This is a genomic window from Sulfurimonas sp. (assembly GCF_047622445.1).
Lineage (GTDB): Bacteria > Campylobacterota > Campylobacteria > Campylobacterales > Sulfurimonadaceae > Sulfurimonas.
This window is the reverse complement of the sequence record NZ_JBLHOE010000017.1, coordinates 32,808-51,188: the sequence shown is the minus strand read 5'-3', so window position 1 is coordinate 51,188 and position 18,381 is coordinate 32,808. Positions and strand designations below refer to the sequence as shown.

Below are 18,381 nucleotides of genomic sequence, written 5' to 3'. Positions count from 1 at the left end.
CTTTAATTTATTTTCTACTTATGAATCTATTTTTGAATACCATATTCGTCTGCTCTTTGGAGAATATATTGTGCATAAGGGATCATAGTACTTGACTCTAACATCTTAGCGTCATTTACTCCTATAGCAGCTTTTAAGGTAGTGATTTTTCTAGCATCTTCATACTCTTTTTTACTCACTTTATATACATCATTTATAATCTCAATCTGTGATGGATGAATAATAGTTTTAGAAAACAAACCTTCTTTTAAATCTTTTATAACATCCCTTTTAAAGCCTTCTTTATCTTCAAAACAGGGGTAAACCCCTCCGCTAACTTCAAATCCAGCACTTTTAAATATGGCTAAAAAGTTACCTATTATCGAAGAAGTAACACTAAAATCAAAAATACTATCTTCACATTTTCTTCTCATCCTCAACTGACGTAACATATCTTCTAAACCGAACCGAATTAAAATAATTTTTTCACTATGGCAAAGTAATATATCTCGCAGATTTAAGAGCTTAGCACTCTCAAATAACTCCGTACCTTCTATACTTGGCATAATGAAGAACTTTGTATCTCGAAGTAACTCTAAATACCCTTGAGCATTAACAAGAGAGAATTTTGGAAGTATAAAGCCATCCATCTTTTCAATGTTTGCATATTGTAGAATTTCTTTTAAAACCTCAATATTTCTTGGTCTTATAAATACAAAAAGTTCTGTTTTTTTAAAATTTTTCAGCATATTTTTTATACATTTAAGAGCTTCTTTCACATCATTTTCGGCAATAGAATCTTCTATATCAACAGCTACACTTTTTAAATTTTTATATTTTTTTCCATGGAGTGTGGATTCTAAACTTTTATGTATTGCAGGGATAAACAGCGTGCCACCGAGTTTTATATAATTTAGTAACATTTCTCTTCTCTCCTCTCATCATTTGTATAACTTATACTCATAATTATACTCTCTTAAAAATGTATCACAAGCAGGTAAAGATTTATGCTTCATTTTATTTATACAAGGTATAATCATACAATTAAAATCCCTCAATATAGGAGCGAATTACACAATGGAAGAAAAAGATTTATCGCATATCAAAACCACTGATTACGCTGGTTCACTTGCTAAAAGCTTTATATACAGCCCTCTTACAGCGGTATTAGCCGTATTTTTACTCACGATGGGTTATATCTCTTTAGAGATTATGCCTCGTGAAGAAGATCCACAGATTTCTATTAGTGGTGGTAGTATTATCATCCCTGCACCTGGTCTAAAGCCTAAAGAGATAGAGAAAATTTTAGTTGAGCCACTCGAGCAAAAACTAAGAGAAGTCAAAGGGATAGAACATATTTATGCCATGAGTGTGGACAATGTAGCTATTATAAATGTTATGTATTATATAGGTCAAGATAGAGAAAGTTCAAACCTTAAACTCTACGATAAAGTAATGCAAAATATGGATATGCTTCCTAAAAATGTGATGCAACCGATGGTAAAGCCATTTGATATTGATATTGATATCCCTATCGTTGGTATAGCTTTCTATCAGAAGCATAAAGCAATTGACTATCCTCAATACCTCAAAGTTGTTCAAGATCTTAAAAAAGATATCTCTGCACTTGATAATGTCGCAAAAACGCAACTCAAAGGTGCACATAAGCAACAGTACAATGTTGAAGTTGATTTAGCAAAACTCAAAGGGTATCATTTATCTTTAGGGCAAATTGTTCAAGGTATAGAATCGATTGCTATTAGAGTTCCAAAAGTAAAACTTAACACTAAGGATAATAAACTCGTTGTATTCGGAATCAAAAATGCAATTGACTCTATTGAAGATGTTGAAAATATCATTGTTGCTCAGTATATGGGAAGTCCTACATACCTAAGAGATATTGCAACTGTAACAGATGGAATTGATGTACAAAATAAGCAAAGCGCACACATCATCTTTAAAGATGGTTCAGAATATGAGCAAATCACACTTTCAGTCTCAAAACTTGCTGGAACAAATGCAGTATTTGTGGCAAATGATGTAAAAGAGCTTCTAAAAAACAACAAAGAAAGACTTGAAAGACTTGGCATTGGCTGTGTTATTACAAGAAACTACGGAGAACGTGCAAACGAAGCTGTTAATGAGTTAGTTCATCACCTCGTTATTACAATTGTTATTATTGCAATTATGTTGGTATTCTTTCTTGGTTGGAGAGAATCTCTTATCGTTACTTTTACAGTTCCTGCAATTTTAGCTATTACACTTTTTATCGCCTTTATGACAGACCAAACCATAAATAGAATTACGCTCTTTGCCTTCTTACTTTCACTTGGTCTCCTTGTGGATGCTGCTATTATTGTAATTGAAAATATTCACCGACACATGCATATGCATGGAAGTGAGCACAGAGATATGGATGAACTTCTTATCACCGCAACAGATGAGATTGGAGCTCCTACAAATGTAGCAACTCTAGCAATTATCCTTACAATGGTACCGATGGCATTTGTTGGGGGAATGATGGGTGAATTTATGAAGCCTATTCCATACAATGTTCCAGTTGCACTCCTTGCTTCACTATTTATTGCATATATATTTACACCTTATTTAGGTAAAAAACTATTAAAAGTGAAACAAACTGATGGACACACAATTTGTTGTGATCCCACAGAAGAGCTAAAAACAGCAGATACACAAGCACCAAAAGTACAAGAGGGAGATAAATAATGACTACTAAAGACCATAAAGGTGGTAGATTTGAAAACTTTATATTTGGTATTTTAAACGTACCTGCGAAAAGTCTATTGGTAATGTTACTTATATTTGCATCTCTCGCAGGTGCAATTATGATGCTTCCAACAAAGATTGTACTTGCAAAAATGTTACCAGGAAAAAGTACAAACACATTTACAATTTATGTAGATATGCCTAAAGGTAGTTCTATAAACCAAACTACCATTGTTTCTCAATGTGTAACAAATGTTATGAAAAAAGAATCAGAAGTTCTAGATATGGAAGTATTTTTAGGGCAAGGTGCACCACTTGATTACGCTGGTCTCGTAAAGGGAAGTGGCATGAAAATGAGTGTTGAGTTTGCAGAGATTGTTATAAATCTTAGCGATAAAAACTCACGAGAAGAAAAATCATTTAACATGGTACAGAGACTACGTCCAGTTATCAAAGATGCATGTCAACCAATCGTAAAAGGGACTGTTATCAAGATGACAGAGATGCCAGCTGGACCACCAACACTAGCTTCTATAGTTCTTGAAGTATATGGAAAGAACAATATGAAAACTATTGTTTTAGCTGCAGAGGTAGCAGATATCTTACAACGTACTGATGGTCTTGTTGACGTTGATATTATGGCTGATGAGCGTTATAAAAAGTATGTACTAAGTCCTATTGTAGAAAAAGCATCACAAAGTGGACTGAGTATCAAACAAGTAAATCAAATTCTTTATCTTGCATTTGAAGGTATGGGGGTAGCTGTTAAAAATACAATCGATCTTAACGATCAAATATCTATCTTCGTTGCACTGAGTGAAGAGAGCCAAACAATAGAAAAAGATACAGAAAAACTTCTTAAAAATAAGCTAAGCCAACTTAGTCTTATGAACATGAAAGGAATGATGATTCCTTTAACTGAAGTTGTAGAAATTCAAGAAGAGCTTTCCGTTCCTATGATTTATCATAAAAATTTAAAAACAATGGTAAACGTTGTTGCTGAAACAGATATGGTCTCTCAAGTATATCCACTACTTGATACAAGAGAACAAATGATTGAACAATTTTCAGACAGATATATAGTTACTAAAGTACCTGGTATCACAACATATATGTTTGACTTAATGCTCGAGGACAAAACAACTGCTGAAGAGTTTCTTTTACGATTTGATGGTGAAATGAAAGTTACACTTGATACATTTAGAGATTTAGGTGGTGCATTTATTGCTGCACTTATTCTTATCTTCTTACTACTTGTTGTTTATTATAAATCATTTGCACTTAGTGGAATTGTTCTTGGTGGAAGTTTCCTTTCTATCATCGGGGTTATCGTTGGTCACTGGGTTGCGAACCTTGTAACAGATGAGACATTCTTCTTGACCGCGACATCACTCATTGGATTTATTGCACTCATGGGGATTAGTTCTAGAAACTCTCTTTTACTTATAGATTTTGCTCAAGGGCTTATTAAAGATAAAGGAATTGAGAAAAGAAGAGCAATTGCAATTGCAAGTGCTACAAGAGCAAAACCTATTATGTTAACAGCTATCGCTATTATCTTAGGTTCTGCACTTCTTGCTAGTGATCCTGTATTTGGTGGACTTGGAGTTGCTCTCATATCTGGAACTATAGCTGCCGTTATCGTTTCACTTTTATTTGTTCCTATTCTTCTTAATAGAACAAAATCGATATAATATTTATACCTATTTATAGAGACTTCACGTCTCTATAGTCTTCTAAGACTACTTTTAACTTTCATTTTTAGATTTCTTCATAATAGAGCGAATCATATTTCCAAATACTAAATAATGCACAGGTATAAGTATATACCAGTAAAGTCTTCCTAAGAGTCCACGTGGATAAAAATAGGCAGTTTGAATAAATTGATCCTCTTGAATCTTAAATTCTAACCAAGCTTTTCCAGGAACTTTCATTTGGGCTCTAAGGAGAAGTCTCTCATTCTCTTTGAGGTCTTCCACTCTCCAAAAGTCAACACTTTCCCCTACCCTAAGGTGGTAAGCATCTCTTCGTCCTCTATTGAGTCCTGCACCACCGAGCATTTTATCTGTAGCACCTCGAATCTCCCAAAGCCAGTCATATCCAAACCATCCCTCATCTCCTCCAATAGAGCAAAATGTACGATAGAGTGACTCTTTTGATACATCATCTAATGGAAGTATTTGACGGTCCAAGAGTACTGCAGATAAGGAATCATTTTTAAACTCTTTTTCCCAGATATCTCCTCCTCCACCAGCATCGCTCCAACGACTGAATACTTGGTTTTCTTCCATTTCTCGTATAGCTTTTTTTACTGCTAAATCAAAACTCATAGGAATTATAGAGGGAAAATATTTTTTTGCATTTTCATTTTGTACAATAACCTCAGATGAAAGCCCTTCTATGAGTGAGCGTGCAATATTATAAGGTACTGGAGTGAAAAAGTTCAACCAATATGAAGAGAGTTTTATACTAAGAATCGGAAGTGGGAAAATCCATCTTCGTAACCCAAGTGCATGAGCACAACCAATCATCATCTCTTTGTATGTCATCTTTTGACTACCAATATCAACTACTACATTAGCTTTTAGAGAGAGATCTTTTGCTTGCCTAAGATAAGCGACTACATCATCGACACCTATTGGTTGCGCTAAGGTTTTAACCCATTTTGGAGTTACCATGACAGGTAGTTTTTCAGTTATATGTCTGATAATCTCAAAACTAACACTCCCAGAACCTATAATTACTCCCGCACGAATCCAAACAGTTTCTATCTCTTTTGGCCTACTTGAGAGTATCTCTCCTGTTTCTATCCGACTCAAAAGATGTTTACTTGCATGCTCTTTAACGCCAAGACCACCTAAGTATATAATTTTTTTTACCTTTTTTTTAATTGCTGCATTTAAAAAATTATGAGCACTTAGTTTGTCAAGTTCTTTATAGTTTTTGTTTTGTAAAGAGTGTATAAGATAGTAAGCTACATCAACTCCATCGAGAGCATTTTCTAGTGAAGCAACATCAAATGCATCCCCTTGGTAAACTTCAGCCTGAAGATTTGCACCTAAGCTCTTTGGATTACGTACAAGTAAACGTAGAGAAACATCTTCACTTAAAAGCTTTTCTTTAAGTCTTCTTCCTATGTAGCCATTCGCACCTGTTAATAAAATTTTCATCTTAACTTCCTTTTAGTATGAGCCTAGAAATCTATAGGGTTTAGGATATTAAAACCATACTTACATTATATAATGATTATTAAGTTATTCGTAGAGGAATTTTGTTAGTTTATTTTTTATAACAACAAAGACTTTTCTCTATCATCTATCTTTGACAACAAGGCAGGTAATGTAACCAAATCAACTAACACAGCGATAACTAATGCAGTAGCAGTTACTACACCAAAATGGTAGTTTGGATTAAAGTCACTAAATACAAACACTAAAAATGCAAGACTCAAAATAATAGTAGTAAAGATAATCGCACTACCAGCATAACTCATTACATATTCTAGTGAACTACGTAAATCTTCACCACGTTTTCTTGATTCTACATACTTCACCATAAAATGAATCGTATCATCCACTGCAACTCCTATGATGATAGCACCAGCAATTGCTACTCCCATATCTATATCTATGTCTAGCCAACCCATTACACCAACGACGAGTGCTATTGGAAGGATATTTGGAGCTATAAAAAGTGGTAACATCCTTAGATTTTTAAATATCAACAGCATAATTATAGATATAAGTACAACTGCCAATGTTATAGAGTAGATAAGCGTATTTGTCACATCATGTTGCATGTGTGCGAACATTTGCGTTTGTCCATTTACTTCAGCACTATAGGGTGTCTTATCCCACCACTTTTGGGCCCACTCAATCATCTCTAAATCTTTTGAAGTGTCTACCATATTTATAGATGCACTCACACGCAACAAACGCTCATTAATATCCATTTTGTCATTTATCTCCATCCCTTGAGGTAATGAAAGTGAATAGAGCAATAGATACTGTGCGATAAGATTTTGATTATCAGGAATTGTTTTTGACCCAACCATAACATCGTTAAATGTTTTCACTACATCCATAAGCGAACTAATATGTCTCACTTCCGGATATGCCTCATGATATTCTTTATAAAATTTCTCAACAGTTTTTAAAAATTTTGGATCTTTAATTCCATCATTCTTTTTAGAGTCTACTATGATTTCATAAGACATTGGTCCAGTTAAATTATCTTGTATAAATTTTGTACTTGCACGAAATGGAACGTTTTCTTTAAAATAACGAACTGTATTTGAATCCACGGTTGCTTGAAATATTCCTATGCCTATACCTATAAAAATAAGCGTAGATACTATGAGAATCTTAGTATTGTTATTGAGTATGAAATCTACATAGCTAGAGGAAATATTATGATTTTTATTTTCCTCTTTAGTCTGTGCTTTTATTTTAGGATTTAAAATAGCCAATAATGCTGGTACAAAAAGGATAGTCAGTATAAAGGCTAGTACAGCTGCACTAGCAGTTGCAATACCTAGTGTTTGGATAGGAATAACTTTAGAGATACTCAAAGATGCAAACCCTACAGCAGTCGTCAGAGATGTTAAAAGTAGAGCAAGAAAATTTTTACTCACACTATAATGAATAGCCTCATAATTATCCATATCCATTTTTCTAGCAACTATATAAATCCATACAAGGTGCATTGCATCAGCAATACCGATAGCTACAACAAACACAGGAATATTTGCGGTGAAGTTATTAAGCTTAAAGCCAAGTATAACTTGAATAGAGAGAACAATCAAAAATGTAAAAATTACAACAGCGATACTAAGTAAACTCAATGAAAATTTTCTAAACACAAGTAAAAGTAAAAACATTGCTACAAGTATTACAGCTGGAGTAAATATTCCACCATCATGTTGTGCTATTTCTATAAAAGCAGTATTTATAATAGGTCCACCACTAAGATAAAAAGTATATCCATATTTTTCTACTTCAGGTTCTATTATCTTGAGCACTGCATCACGTAGTTTAAAACTAACCTCTGGGTCATCTCCAGCTTTTGGTGTCATTCGTCCAACAATCATAGTCGTTGTAGCATCCGCAGATATTAACTTTCCTACAATCAAGTCTTGTTCGAGTGCTACTTTTTTCTTTAGTTCTAAATCAGCTTCGCTCAAAGAATCAATATTTTCTATAAAATCTTCAACAATAATTTCATCTGGATATTCTTCATCAGCATGCACATATTGATAGTTTGTAATCGAATCAACTCTAGCGATATACTCTGTCTCCCAAAGCTTTTTTGTTATGTTGTCTATGGCTTGAAGAGTATCCTTGTTAAATACACCCTCCTCTACCTTCAACGAGATTGCAATTACATCATCATTACCAAAGATCGCACGAAAATTATCATAGTCTTTTAAAATCTTAGATTCTTCACCGAACCAAATTCTATAACTTCCCTCAAACTCCAAATTTTTTAATGAAGACGCCATCATGACGGTGATGAGTGGAATCAACATAGCGATAACCCATCTAAATTTAATTATTTTATCTACAAAGTTATTCATTTATTCTCCTAAAAGTAATATGCGATATTTACACCTACTCTTTGGTGTCTTCCTAAAAGTGAGTAAGCAGTTTGTACTTTTTTTGATGGCTCTATATAGTAGTAATCACACTCTACTTTTATACTATTTCCAAACCTACTTTCATACTTTGCATAATAGCTTTGTTCACTATATTCCATATCTGCTACAACTCCACCAACAATGGATGTATCATCTTCATCGTTAAGTGTGTATCGTAAGCCTATAAACAAATCATCTTGCATAGTCTCATACAGTTGTAGGTCACTAAGTTTACTAGATTCGTATGTAGTGTATTTATAATATTCACCAATAAAACCAAGAGCCGAACCAGATTCAAAATCTTCAAATGTATGCTCAATTCCAAAAGCAATATGAGAATAATCCCCAACAGCTACCCCACTCTCAACATCCCCGTAAAGAGCTTCAAGCTTTAGAAGTGTTGCACCAACTACCAAGGTATTGTATGTCATAAATTTATCCACAAGATAAGCATTTTGTACATAGCGGGTTGGTTGATTCACGACGGAGCTGAAGTACCTTTGCGAATCGTATCCGTTTTCATATATAAAAGCATAATCAAGTGCATACTCTGTATCTGTTGAGCCACTGTAACTTAGATATACAGATGGTCTATTTTGACTTTTTGATGTTTGCAGATTTTTCTCATACGAGACAAACTCAGGAAACGGATAATACACATAAGGAAATTGTGCCATTTTTAAATCTTGTTCATGGAACTTTACAATGAGACTTACTACACCACTATCGGTGAAGTAAGAGTACGAGGCATTATAAACACCTAACTTATTGACTGAAAACATATCATCTCTAAACTCATTTGGATTAAAAGCATCCACGATGTTGCGAAACTCTAAAGAACCCCAAAACTTTATACTTTTTCCTATTTGAAAGGCATCATCTTCTCTATCGAACTTGAGATAAAACTCATCTACTCTCGCAAATGTTCTATGTGTTTGACTATTTTGTTCTAAAAAATCATTGAAGGCTTCTTGTGCATACAGTTTTGTATAGATAGTGAAGTCATCTTTGAGGTATTTTAATTCTAAGGTTTGCTTAGCAGTAAAAGAAGAACTCTCACGAGAAGATGCTTTACTAAGATAAAATTCGGAATCTAAGTCCACGTGCCCACTCACTTCAAACTCAGCAAAAAGACTAAGACTTGAGAGAATCAAAAGAAATAGCTTTTTCACTACTTTAAATATCTCTTATGAAATTTCTTAGCTGTAAGTCCTGTCTTAATTTTCTCTTTGCTCCAAACCAGTATGGTTGTTTTATCATTTTGAATATTTTGCATATGAATTTTCCCTATGCGGTTCACTTCACCGAACTTTTTATATTCTGAAAATGTAGCTGTTTTTAAAAGCTGTTTTTTTCTATCGTAGTACTCTACCTTTTGGATTAAAAAGCTTTCTTTATCCACGTAAGAGATACGTTTTGTGTATCCTGAGTGTTTTGAAACAGGTACAGATTCCACAACAAAGTTACTTCCGCTTTCTTGCGCCTCTCCGTTTTCATAGGTATATTTGTTTACATTAAAAGCACTCAAATCTTCATAAGAAAATTCACTGCCCATAAATGCACCCGATTTCTTTTTAGATGAAATTCTTTTTACCCGCTTAAGTGCAGGAAGGTATAACCACTGATCATCATCTTTATTTACATGCTCATAATTTAAAAATTTTGTACCCTTTACATCAGCAGGAGTAGTAAATTCCATCAAGGATTTGTCTTCAACTTTCCCCTCAAGTACTTTCATACTCATCGTACGAATTTTTTCTTGTCCTCTAGCGTTAATGAGCTTCATCTCCATTTGGGAAACAGAATCGACAAAACCACTCATAACATCATCACTTTTTTGTGCGACTTCTACGTTACTCATTGCAAAAATACTAGATACAAGTAAAATCGAAGATACAATAATTTTTTTCATAAAAAATCCTTTTTTCATTTATGTTGACAATGTTAACATAAAAATGTAATCAATGTCAACATATTAAATAATTATGCTAAAATTAGATTATGAATAAAAGTAAAGAATCCACCTATCATCATGGTAATTTAAAAGATGAACTTATTAATGAAGCCCTAGTAATGGTGAAAGAAAATGGGGTTGAGAGTATAACGCTACGAGAACTTACTAAAAAACTTGGCGCATCACGTTCAGCAATTTATAGACACTATAGTTCTAAAGATGAACTTATCACAGCTGTAATACACGCAGGTTTTGAGAAACTTGATGCAAGTATAGTCCCTGCCCTTACTTCAAATGACTCCGTCATTAACAGATTTAAAGCGATGGGGCAAGCCTACTTAGGATTTGCACTCCAAAACCCAAATATATATAGAATGATTTTTGGACATGTTGTAGCACAACAAAGAGAAGAGTCATGCGATCTTAAGGATGAAGAGAGTACAAAAGATTTTCATAGGCTTGTTTCTCTTTTAGTAGAAGGTCAGGAAAAAAAAGTATTTAAAGTACAAGACCCTATCCTTCAAGCTATATATATCTGGTCAAACATGCACGGTTTAGCGAATCTTTATATTGATGGTCATATGCATATACAAAATAATCTTGATGAGCTCTATGAGCTAAGTTTTGATAATATCATTAACGGGATGAAATACTAAGCCTATTTATCGTAATGAGTTAGCTTATTAAAGCGTATCATTGCACTCAGTTCTTCACCGTAAAGATGACCAATCTCAGAATATTTATCTAATTTTTTTACAATTTCATGAACATCATCTGTCTCGTATCTAATTTTACGAAAAGCTTTAAAGTGTTTCCCTTTCCCCATAAGCTTGTAGTACTCTCGAACAGAATCTTCAATAGAGTAAAACTTTCTTAGCCAAATTGTTCTCCCATCTGCACGTTTCATGCCAGCTGCAATTCTGGATTCTTTTGGATTTTTACTCCACATACCAAAAACATTATTTGCCTCTCGAAAAAACCTTGAAGTAGCCCAAGCACTCTCCATTGCAGCCTGAGCAATAACAATACTTGGAGGATGAGGCTTTAAAGCCTGTAAAAGTTCAAGGTTTGTACTTGCTTTATGCTGTTCTCTTAATCGTTTTAATTTTGTCGGTCTTCTTTTATTGTCTATATCACTCTTTACCCGAGTATAAAAATCTAAGAGCTGAGAATGAACTCTCTCAACCGCAGGAACAACAAGATGATAAAAGCGCTCTTTTTTCATACCTGTACTCATATTATCAGGAATAACATCAGCACGATAATAAGTATAATTCATTCTTGAAGCTTCAAGAGAAGCACTGAGAATAAACAAAATCAAGATATAAGTATATTTCATAAACCATTTCCTTTATACTTATTATCATAGCATTATTTTATATAGAATACAAAATACACCTTTTAATCCCACTCCGTACAATACAATCGAAATAAAACATAAAATAATTTACTTTTAAGCTAATAGAACATAGAATTAGCGATCTAAATAGATAAGGACATATATATGAAAAAAATTTTAATAAGTGCAGTAGCTGTTTTAGCTCTTAGTACATCAGCAATAGCAGCAAACACTCAAACTGGTTGTGGTTTAGGTGGAGATATAATTAAGAATCCTGACTCAGCAGTTATGTATTCACTGCAAGCTACTACAAACGGTACTTCTGGTAACCAAACATTTGGTATCACTTCTGGAACTTCTGGATGTAAAAAAGCTAAATTTGTTATGAATGAGAGAGCTTCTGAATTCGTAGCATCTAACATGGATGTTCTTGCAAAAGAAATTGCTGTTGGTCATGGCGAATCTATCAATACTCTAGCTGAACTTTTATCAGTTGAAGACAAAGCAACTTTCGCTTCTGCACTTCAATCAAACTATAATAGTATCTATACATCTCAAAATGTACAAATGTCAAATGTTTTAGATAACATCTCTACTACTATATAGTCTATATCTTTAAAATAAGCGAGGAAACTCGCTTATACACCGCCTACTTTAGGAAATCTCCCATTTTAAAAAAACTCATTTTTGTTACTTTTTGTACTAGTTTTTTACATGCATCTTCTAATCATTATCTCCACAAAGCAAATGAATTAAACTTGTCTAACAAACCTTATTGGCACTTACTCCTTCACATGGACAATAATGTCAGTGAAATTGATGATACTCGATTCTTCTTGGCAAATGATGGAAAAACTAATCCAAAGAGTGAACTAGAAACTACACTACATTCTATTCTCAATGAAACTCACTTTGATGACAATGCCACAGCATGTTTATTTCCTGCTAGAACACGATGGCTTCAAAAACAGCTAAACATTCAAAATCTCCCTCAAGTAGCATGTAAAGAATATGAAAAAGTTTTAAAACGATTAGATCCAAAATCTGCTACCATAGTTTTTCCCGCAGCCCATGTAAATTCGCCCGCATCAATGTTTGGCCATACATTTTTACGTATCAACTCATCTTATGACTCTAAACTTTTATCTTATGCCGTTAACTACGCGGCAGATGCTAATACTGAAACAGAGAATGGTGTTGTATTTGCCATCAAAGGTCTCATAGGTGGCTATCTTGGTAGATACTCTCTCTTACCCTACTACGACAAGCTAAAAGAGTATAGAGATACAGAACAAAGAGATATATGGGAGTATGACTTAAACTTCAATGAAAAAGAAGTACAAAGAATGGTTGAACATATTTGGGAGCTTAATGCTGCAAATTCATTCTACTACTTCTTTACCGAGAACTGTTCATACAATATGTTATGGTTACTAGAAGTTGCTCGTCCCTCCTTGAAACTTCGAGAAAAGTTCAATCTTGCGGTCATACCATTAGAAACTATTCATATACTCAATGAAGAAAATTTAATTACTAGGCATCACTTTAGGGCTTCTAAACGCTCTATATTACTCAAGTATGAAGATCTACTTCAAAAAGAGTATCTCCATCTTCCTCGTGCATTAGTAACTTCAAATACAGATACTAAAACTCTTCTAAAAGATAAAAAAAAATCTCTACAGCAGAAAATGTATATTTTAGAAGCTGCTATAGAGTTTCTAGGATACTCTTTTACAAATGCAAAGGTACCCAAAGAGAAGTATCTCACACTCTTCCATGAGTTTTCTAAACAAAGAGCTAGTCTTGGAGTTGGCAAAAAAATAGCCATACAAACTCCGTCTAACCCCATTCAAAGCCATAGGTCTATAAAGGTATCAACTGGTTTTGGAGTACGTGAAAATAAGAAGATAGGCTTTTTAGGTTTACGTCCCGCTTACCATGATTTAAAAGATAGTTCTTTTGGATTTTTACGAGGTACACAAATAGAATTTTTAGATCTAAGTCTCTCTTATATCGACAACTCTCTCCAAGTGGAAAATGCTACCATTCTTTCCATTACATCACTAGCACAAAGATCAGAGTTCTTTGATGTATTTTCATGGAGAACAAAATTTGCATTTGACCGAAATTACATCAGCGATAATGCCAATTTTATAGCCAGTGTAGGTGGAGGATTTAGCTGGGGAAATGAATTTGGGTATATCTATACCTTAGCAGACCCTCTATTTTATATAGAAGATAGTTTTATATCAGCACTTGGGATAAGCTTTGGCGCAGTTATAGATAAATACAGTTACATGAATACAAATATAGAACTAACCAGCAGATACTACGACAATGGTAAACAACAATACATTGCAGAAATTTCACAAAACTTTCGAATAGAACAAAATCTACAATTACAGTTTAATTATGATTATAAAGAAAAATATATTCTCAATGATAAAAAAAAGGAAGAGACTTTAAAAGTAGTATTGAACTACTACTTTTAATAAAAGCTGAGATTTTGTATATGTGTTGGACTCAAATGTACTTAAAGAATTGATCGAATCATAATCGCATAATGAAGTATAAAAAGATTTGCAAAAAATATAAATAAAGAAGATCCACGAGAAATAAAGTTTTCTATATTTGTTCTAGGTATATCATTTGTTTTTAAGGCTATATAAAAATGAACTGCCGTTGCAAGTACAACTGAAGCCACTATCCATAGTTTTGCTCTTAAAAAGTTCATAACCTCACTATTATCATCTGTAAAAAGTAAATCTAGTAAACCATTTGTCCAAATTAATGAAACTCCTGTTGTAACTAGGAGGAATAATGAAGCCAATTCATAGTAACCAAAGATAGGTCCGACATGAGGATACACTTCTTTTTGTTTTTGTTTGTCTGTAAGAGTTATCCCTAAGATAAACATAAAAATCGAACCACCAATCCATGCAATAGCTGCAAAAAGATGTAAATGCATTAAAGAGTCCATAGTTGCCCTTGTAAAAGTGAAGTAAAATTATTTGATTTAATATTGAGGAAGTTAAGACTCCCCTCCAGATACCTGCGGCACATAATGATTTAAGGTGTGCTGCTGTATTCCTACCCTGACACATTATCTTAAAAAACCATTGCACAGGTCTAAAGAGAAGCGGCAGTATTATAACCAATTTTTTTTTAATTGGCAAAGAATTGTAAGAAAACTAGTTAGGAATCGTCGCTACTGCATTTTTTACAGCATCAAGATAAGAACTATAGTCAAAACTTGCATCAGCTTCTGCTGCAGCTAGCTCCATCTCTTTGGTCATGTCATAAATCTCTGTAAATTTTAAATTTCCCGCACTTCCTTTCATAGAGTGTGCATGTAGTTTTAAGTCAGCATAGTTATTTTTAGATATCGCTGTTTCTATATTAGTGAGAATTAGTTCTGACTCTTCTAAAAAACTACCTACTAACATTGGCATATGTTTTGATTTTAAACCGATAGCTGCTGCCATCTCATCAAAATTGAGGTCTGAATAATTTACATTTACTATTGGCATAATCTATTTCCTATCTTTTTTGTACAATGTTAACATAATAAAAGAAAATATTTTATAAAAAAAGATCACAAGGAACTATATTGCTATACATCGTTACTGCTTTAAAATCAGAAGCACAAGCCTTTGTTGACAAGCATAAACTACGTCCCACAAAGCTTTCAGGCTTTAATGTTTTTACTAGTGATAGTATAATGCTCATAGTCAGTGGTATAGGAGTTACTTCCTCAGCACACGCTACACAAGCACTTATAAATCACTATGATATAACAGATGAAGATATTTATCTCAACATTGGAATATGTGGTGCATCTGAGCAATACGACATCGGCCAACTTCTAGAAATCGGTACTATAATTTATAATAACAAAAGTATGCCTTTGCAAAGTACTTCACCTGCTCAGCTAAATTGTGTAGAGCATGAAATAAGTGATAATACTTATGACATTGTAGATATGGAATCATTTGGATTTTATGACGCAGTTATTCACTCTCCCGCGATTAAAAACTATCATGTACTTAAAGTTGTATCAGATCACTTCGAACCTCAAAAAGTCACAAAAGAAACAACTAAATCACTTATATTTAATCAAATTGATGCTATAAATCTTATACTTAAACGAGAGGATCATTCGTGAAACTATTTTTATTCCTTTGTATTTTTCTAATACAAACACTTTTTTCAGTTCCCACCAGCGATGAAAATCTTAAAAAAATGATTGGACATATGCTCATAGTAGGCTTTGATAAGCAAAGTGTCGATGAAAATTCTCAACTTATAAAAGATATAAACAAGTATGAACTCGGTGGCGTTATTTTATTTGATATTTTTTACAATGACAGAAGTAAACAAAAAAATATCTCTTCACCAGAACAATTACAAAAGCTCACTTCAAAACTTCAAAACCTTACTCACCATAAGCTTCTTATCTCAGTTGATCAAGAAGGCGGTCGTGTTGCACGACTAAAACCTAGTTATGGGTTCGCACAATTTCCATCAGCAAAAGAAGTCTCAAACACTTCTTTTGCTAACACTCAAAAAATATACTCCGAGATGTCTCACATGTTACAAACTCATGGTTTTAACTGCAACTTTGCTCCAGTAGTTGATTTAGAGATAAATCCAAAAAATAAAGTAATTGTTGGACTAGAACGATCATTCGGAACATCGAATAAAAGTGTAACTTCATACGCAAAAATCCTAATAAAAGAACAAAAAAAAGCTGGAATAATTTCTGTTTTAAAGCACTTTCCAGGTCATGGTTCTTCTCTTGGGGACTCACACCTTGGCTTTGTAAACATTACTGATACTTGGGATAAAAAAGAGTTAGAACCGTATAAAAGTCTCATTGCTACAAACTCTGTAGAGATGATAATGACAGCTCATGTCTTTAATGAAAAACTAGACGCTACGTATCCAGCTACTCTCTCTCATAATGTCAATACTAAACTTCTTAGAGATGAGATGCAATATAAAGGTGTTGTTGTGAGTGATGACTTACAAATGAAAGCAATCTCTTCACACTATACACTCAAGGAGACAGTAACTTTAGCGATAAATGCAGGAGTAGACATCCTTCTTTTTGGAAACCAGTTAGCAAATCAAAATACAGATGAACTCATAGAAACTATTTATACTGAAGTAAAGAATGGCGCTATACCTTATAAAAGAATCCTAGAATCGAACAAAAGAATCCAAGTATTACATGAATAGTACTTTTTCCTCTCTTGATTGGTTTGTCTTCATTGCTTACTTTCTTGTTTTAGGTTTTAGTTCTTACCTATTTTCACGTACAAAAATCACTTCAACGAGAGAGTATTTTATAGGTTCAAATGCTATGCCGATGTTTGCTGTAGCTATCTCAGTTCTTGCGACATCTCAATCAGCCGCAACTTTTTTAGGTGCTCCAGAGTTCTCTTATAAACACGATTTTACCTTTATAGGGTTTTATTTTTCTGGTCTTTTAGCAGTAGTATTTGTTGCCTATGTTCTTATTCCAAGATTTTATGCGATGAAAGCTGTTACTGTCTATGAATTTTTAGAAAAACGCTATGGCGAAAGTGCTAAAAAGCAAGCGGGAATCATGTTCTTGATTGGTCGTGTACTTGCTAGTGGAGCAAGACTCTACATAGGTTCTTTAGCAATCTCCATGATTTTATTTGGCGATATTGTTTTTTCACATGTGGCTATTTCTATTATCATCTTAGTTCTGGGTGCTTTGGCATACACTTACTTTGGTGGGGTAAAGTCTGTCATATTAAGCGACATCATCCAAGCTATAACCTATATTGGAGCTGGAGTTGCAGTTTTAGTTTTCCTTTACTACTCACTTGAACACGTTGATATTCTACAAGTTCTCAGTGAAAACAATAAACTACGTGTTTTAGATACATCACTAGATGGAAAGTTTAGTATACTCGGGCTACTCACAGGTTGGCTTCTTTTAAACATAGCAGCTTTTGGACTTGACCAAGATATGACACAACGTGTTCTTTCATGTAAAAATGAAAAAGAAGCAGCAAAATCTTTAGTTATTTCCATACTTCTTACAATTCCCGTTGTTTTAGTCTTTATGGCAATTGGATCCTTGCTTTTTGTTTTCTATCAAAATGCAGAAGTAGCGCAAAGCTTTGATGGTGAAAATATTACTATATTTATGTACTACATCTTAAATGAAATGCCTGAGGGTTTACGTGGGCTTGTTACCGTTGGGGCAATTGCAGCAGCACTCTCAAGCACTAACTCAGTTTTGGGAGCAATGGCATCAGTTGCTGTAGAAGATTTATATAAACCTTGGAAATTAAAAAACGCCAGAGTAGAAGAACCGCATTTTGTTCAAGCATCAAGAAAAGCAGTACTTTTTTTCGCAGTTATTTTATCTGCTATGGCCATGTTAAGTTACTTTTGGCAAAGATATTCAGAACTCTCACTCATAGGTTTTGCACTTGGGGTTATGGCCTTTGCATACACAGGACTACTTGGCGTTTACTTCTCAGCTATCTTTACCTCACGTGGTAATACAACAACTGTTCCCTTTGCTTTGGGCGGTGGATTTTTAACTGTACTTGCTTTACAACCTTATGCCTTTGGAATCTCCATTGGGTTTTCATGGCAAATTGTTATAGGAACTTTAGTTTCATTTAGCGTCATGCAAACAGCTTCAAGTGATACAAAATAACTTTTAGATATAATAAAAACATTACAATTTGACATACTATT

Annotated in this window: 16 protein-coding genes and 1 other RNA gene; 8 read left to right on the top strand and 9 right to left on the bottom strand. The window is 33.8% G+C overall.

Annotated elements, in window-relative coordinates; genetic code table 11:
* Positions 1–26 precede the first annotated feature (26 nt).
* Positions 27–902 carry an HpcH/HpaI aldolase/citrate lyase family protein gene (locus ACI9TV_RS05755; RefSeq protein ID WP_415249811.1) on the bottom strand — a complete coding sequence of 292 codons (876 nt, stop codon included), beginning with the start codon at positions 900–902 and terminating at the stop codon, positions 27–29.
* Between the two features lie 154 nt (positions 903–1,056).
* Between ACI9TV_RS05755 and ACI9TV_RS05750 the strand changes: the two genes are divergently transcribed.
* Positions 1,057–2,706, top strand: a complete 1,650-nt coding sequence (locus tag ACI9TV_RS05750) for an efflux RND transporter permease subunit (RefSeq protein WP_415249810.1) — start codon at positions 1,057–1,059, stop codon at positions 2,704–2,706.
* Positions 2,706–4,400, top strand: coding sequence for an efflux RND transporter permease subunit (locus tag ACI9TV_RS05745; protein WP_415249809.1), 1,695 nt, complete (start codon positions 2,706–2,708; stop codon positions 4,398–4,400). The genes ACI9TV_RS05750 and ACI9TV_RS05745 overlap by 1 nt, the downstream gene beginning before the upstream one ends.
* 54 nt (positions 4,401–4,454) lie before the next feature.
* On the opposite strand, the gene ACI9TV_RS05740 is transcribed toward ACI9TV_RS05745, so the two are convergent.
* The 4 genes from ACI9TV_RS05740 to ACI9TV_RS05725 form a co-directional block, all read right to left on the bottom strand.
* On the bottom strand, positions 4,455–5,876 hold the full coding sequence (locus ACI9TV_RS05740) for an SDR family oxidoreductase (RefSeq protein WP_415249808.1): 1,422 nt from the start codon (positions 5,874–5,876) through the stop codon (positions 4,455–4,457).
* 116 nt (positions 5,877–5,992) lie between these two features.
* A complete protein-coding gene (locus ACI9TV_RS05735; protein ID WP_415249807.1) occupies positions 5,993–8,281 on the bottom strand; it encodes an efflux RND transporter permease subunit in 2,289 nt (762 codons plus the stop codon).
* A gap of 8 nt (positions 8,282–8,289) precedes the next feature.
* Positions 8,290–9,513: a hypothetical protein gene (locus ACI9TV_RS05730; RefSeq protein ID WP_415249806.1), complete on the bottom strand. Its 1,224-nt coding sequence runs from the start codon at positions 9,511–9,513 to the stop codon at positions 8,290–8,292.
* Entirely contained in the window at positions 9,513–10,253 is a 741-nt protein-coding gene (locus ACI9TV_RS05725; protein WP_415249805.1) for an outer membrane lipoprotein-sorting protein, read from the bottom strand. The genes ACI9TV_RS05730 and ACI9TV_RS05725 overlap by 1 nt, the downstream gene beginning before the upstream one ends.
* Positions 10,254–10,342: 89 nt before the next feature.
* On the opposite strand from ACI9TV_RS05725, the gene ACI9TV_RS05720 reads away from it, so the two are divergent.
* Entirely contained in the window at positions 10,343–10,951 is a 609-nt protein-coding gene (locus ACI9TV_RS05720; RefSeq protein ID WP_415249804.1) for a TetR/AcrR family transcriptional regulator, read from the top strand.
* A gap of 2 nt (positions 10,952–10,953) precedes the next feature.
* On the opposite strand, the gene ACI9TV_RS05715 is transcribed toward ACI9TV_RS05720, so the two are convergent.
* Positions 10,954–11,634 (bottom strand): glucosaminidase domain-containing protein, encoded by a 681-nt coding sequence (locus ACI9TV_RS05715; protein WP_415249803.1) that lies wholly within the window; start codon positions 11,632–11,634, stop codon positions 10,954–10,956.
* 165 nt (positions 11,635–11,799) lie between these two features.
* On the opposite strand from ACI9TV_RS05715, the gene ACI9TV_RS05710 reads away from it, so the two are divergent.
* A complete protein-coding gene (locus tag ACI9TV_RS05710) occupies positions 11,800–12,240 on the top strand; it encodes a DUF3015 family protein (RefSeq protein ID WP_415249802.1) in 441 nt (146 codons plus the stop codon).
* A 188-nt stretch (positions 12,241–12,428) separates the two neighbouring features.
* On the top strand, positions 12,429–14,126 hold the full coding sequence (locus ACI9TV_RS05705) for a DUF4105 domain-containing protein (RefSeq protein ID WP_415249801.1): 1,698 nt from the start codon (positions 12,429–12,431) through the stop codon (positions 14,124–14,126).
* A gap of 41 nt (positions 14,127–14,167) precedes the next feature.
* Here the strand turns inward: ACI9TV_RS05705 and ACI9TV_RS05700 are convergent, their stop codons facing one another.
* The 3 genes from ACI9TV_RS05700 to ACI9TV_RS05690 all read right to left on the bottom strand — a co-directional run bounded on the left by ACI9TV_RS05700 (position 14,168) and on the right by ACI9TV_RS05690 (position 15,164).
* Positions 14,168–14,614: a hypothetical protein gene (locus ACI9TV_RS05700; RefSeq protein WP_415249800.1), complete on the bottom strand. Its 447-nt coding sequence runs from the start codon at positions 14,612–14,614 to the stop codon at positions 14,168–14,170.
* Between the two features lie 58 nt (positions 14,615–14,672).
* Positions 14,673–14,770, bottom strand: an RNA gene (gene ffs, locus ACI9TV_RS05695) — signal recognition particle sRNA small type.
* 55 nt (positions 14,771–14,825) lie between these two features.
* A complete protein-coding gene (locus ACI9TV_RS05690; RefSeq protein ID WP_415249799.1) occupies positions 14,826–15,164 on the bottom strand; it encodes an Hpt domain-containing protein in 339 nt (112 codons plus the stop codon).
* A gap of 80 nt (positions 15,165–15,244) precedes the next feature.
* Between ACI9TV_RS05690 and ACI9TV_RS05685 the strand changes: the two genes are divergently transcribed.
* Genes ACI9TV_RS05685 through ACI9TV_RS05675 form a run of 3 tightly spaced genes read left to right on the top strand, consistent with a single transcriptional unit; the run spans position 15,245 to position 18,340 of the window.
* Positions 15,245–15,799 carry a hypothetical protein gene (locus ACI9TV_RS05685; RefSeq protein WP_415249798.1) on the top strand — a complete coding sequence of 185 codons (555 nt, stop codon included), beginning with the start codon at positions 15,245–15,247 and terminating at the stop codon, positions 15,797–15,799.
* On the top strand, positions 15,796–16,875 hold the full coding sequence (locus tag ACI9TV_RS05680) for a glycoside hydrolase family 3 protein (protein ID WP_415249797.1): 1,080 nt from the start codon (positions 15,796–15,798) through the stop codon (positions 16,873–16,875). Before ACI9TV_RS05685 ends, ACI9TV_RS05680 begins: the two co-directional genes overlap by 4 nt.
* Complete coding sequence (locus tag ACI9TV_RS05675) at positions 16,868–18,340, top strand: sodium:solute symporter (RefSeq protein ID WP_415249796.1); 1,473 nt, start codon at positions 16,868–16,870, stop codon at positions 18,338–18,340. Before ACI9TV_RS05680 ends, ACI9TV_RS05675 begins: the two co-directional genes overlap by 8 nt.
* The last annotated feature ends 41 nt before the right edge of the window (positions 18,341–18,381 follow it).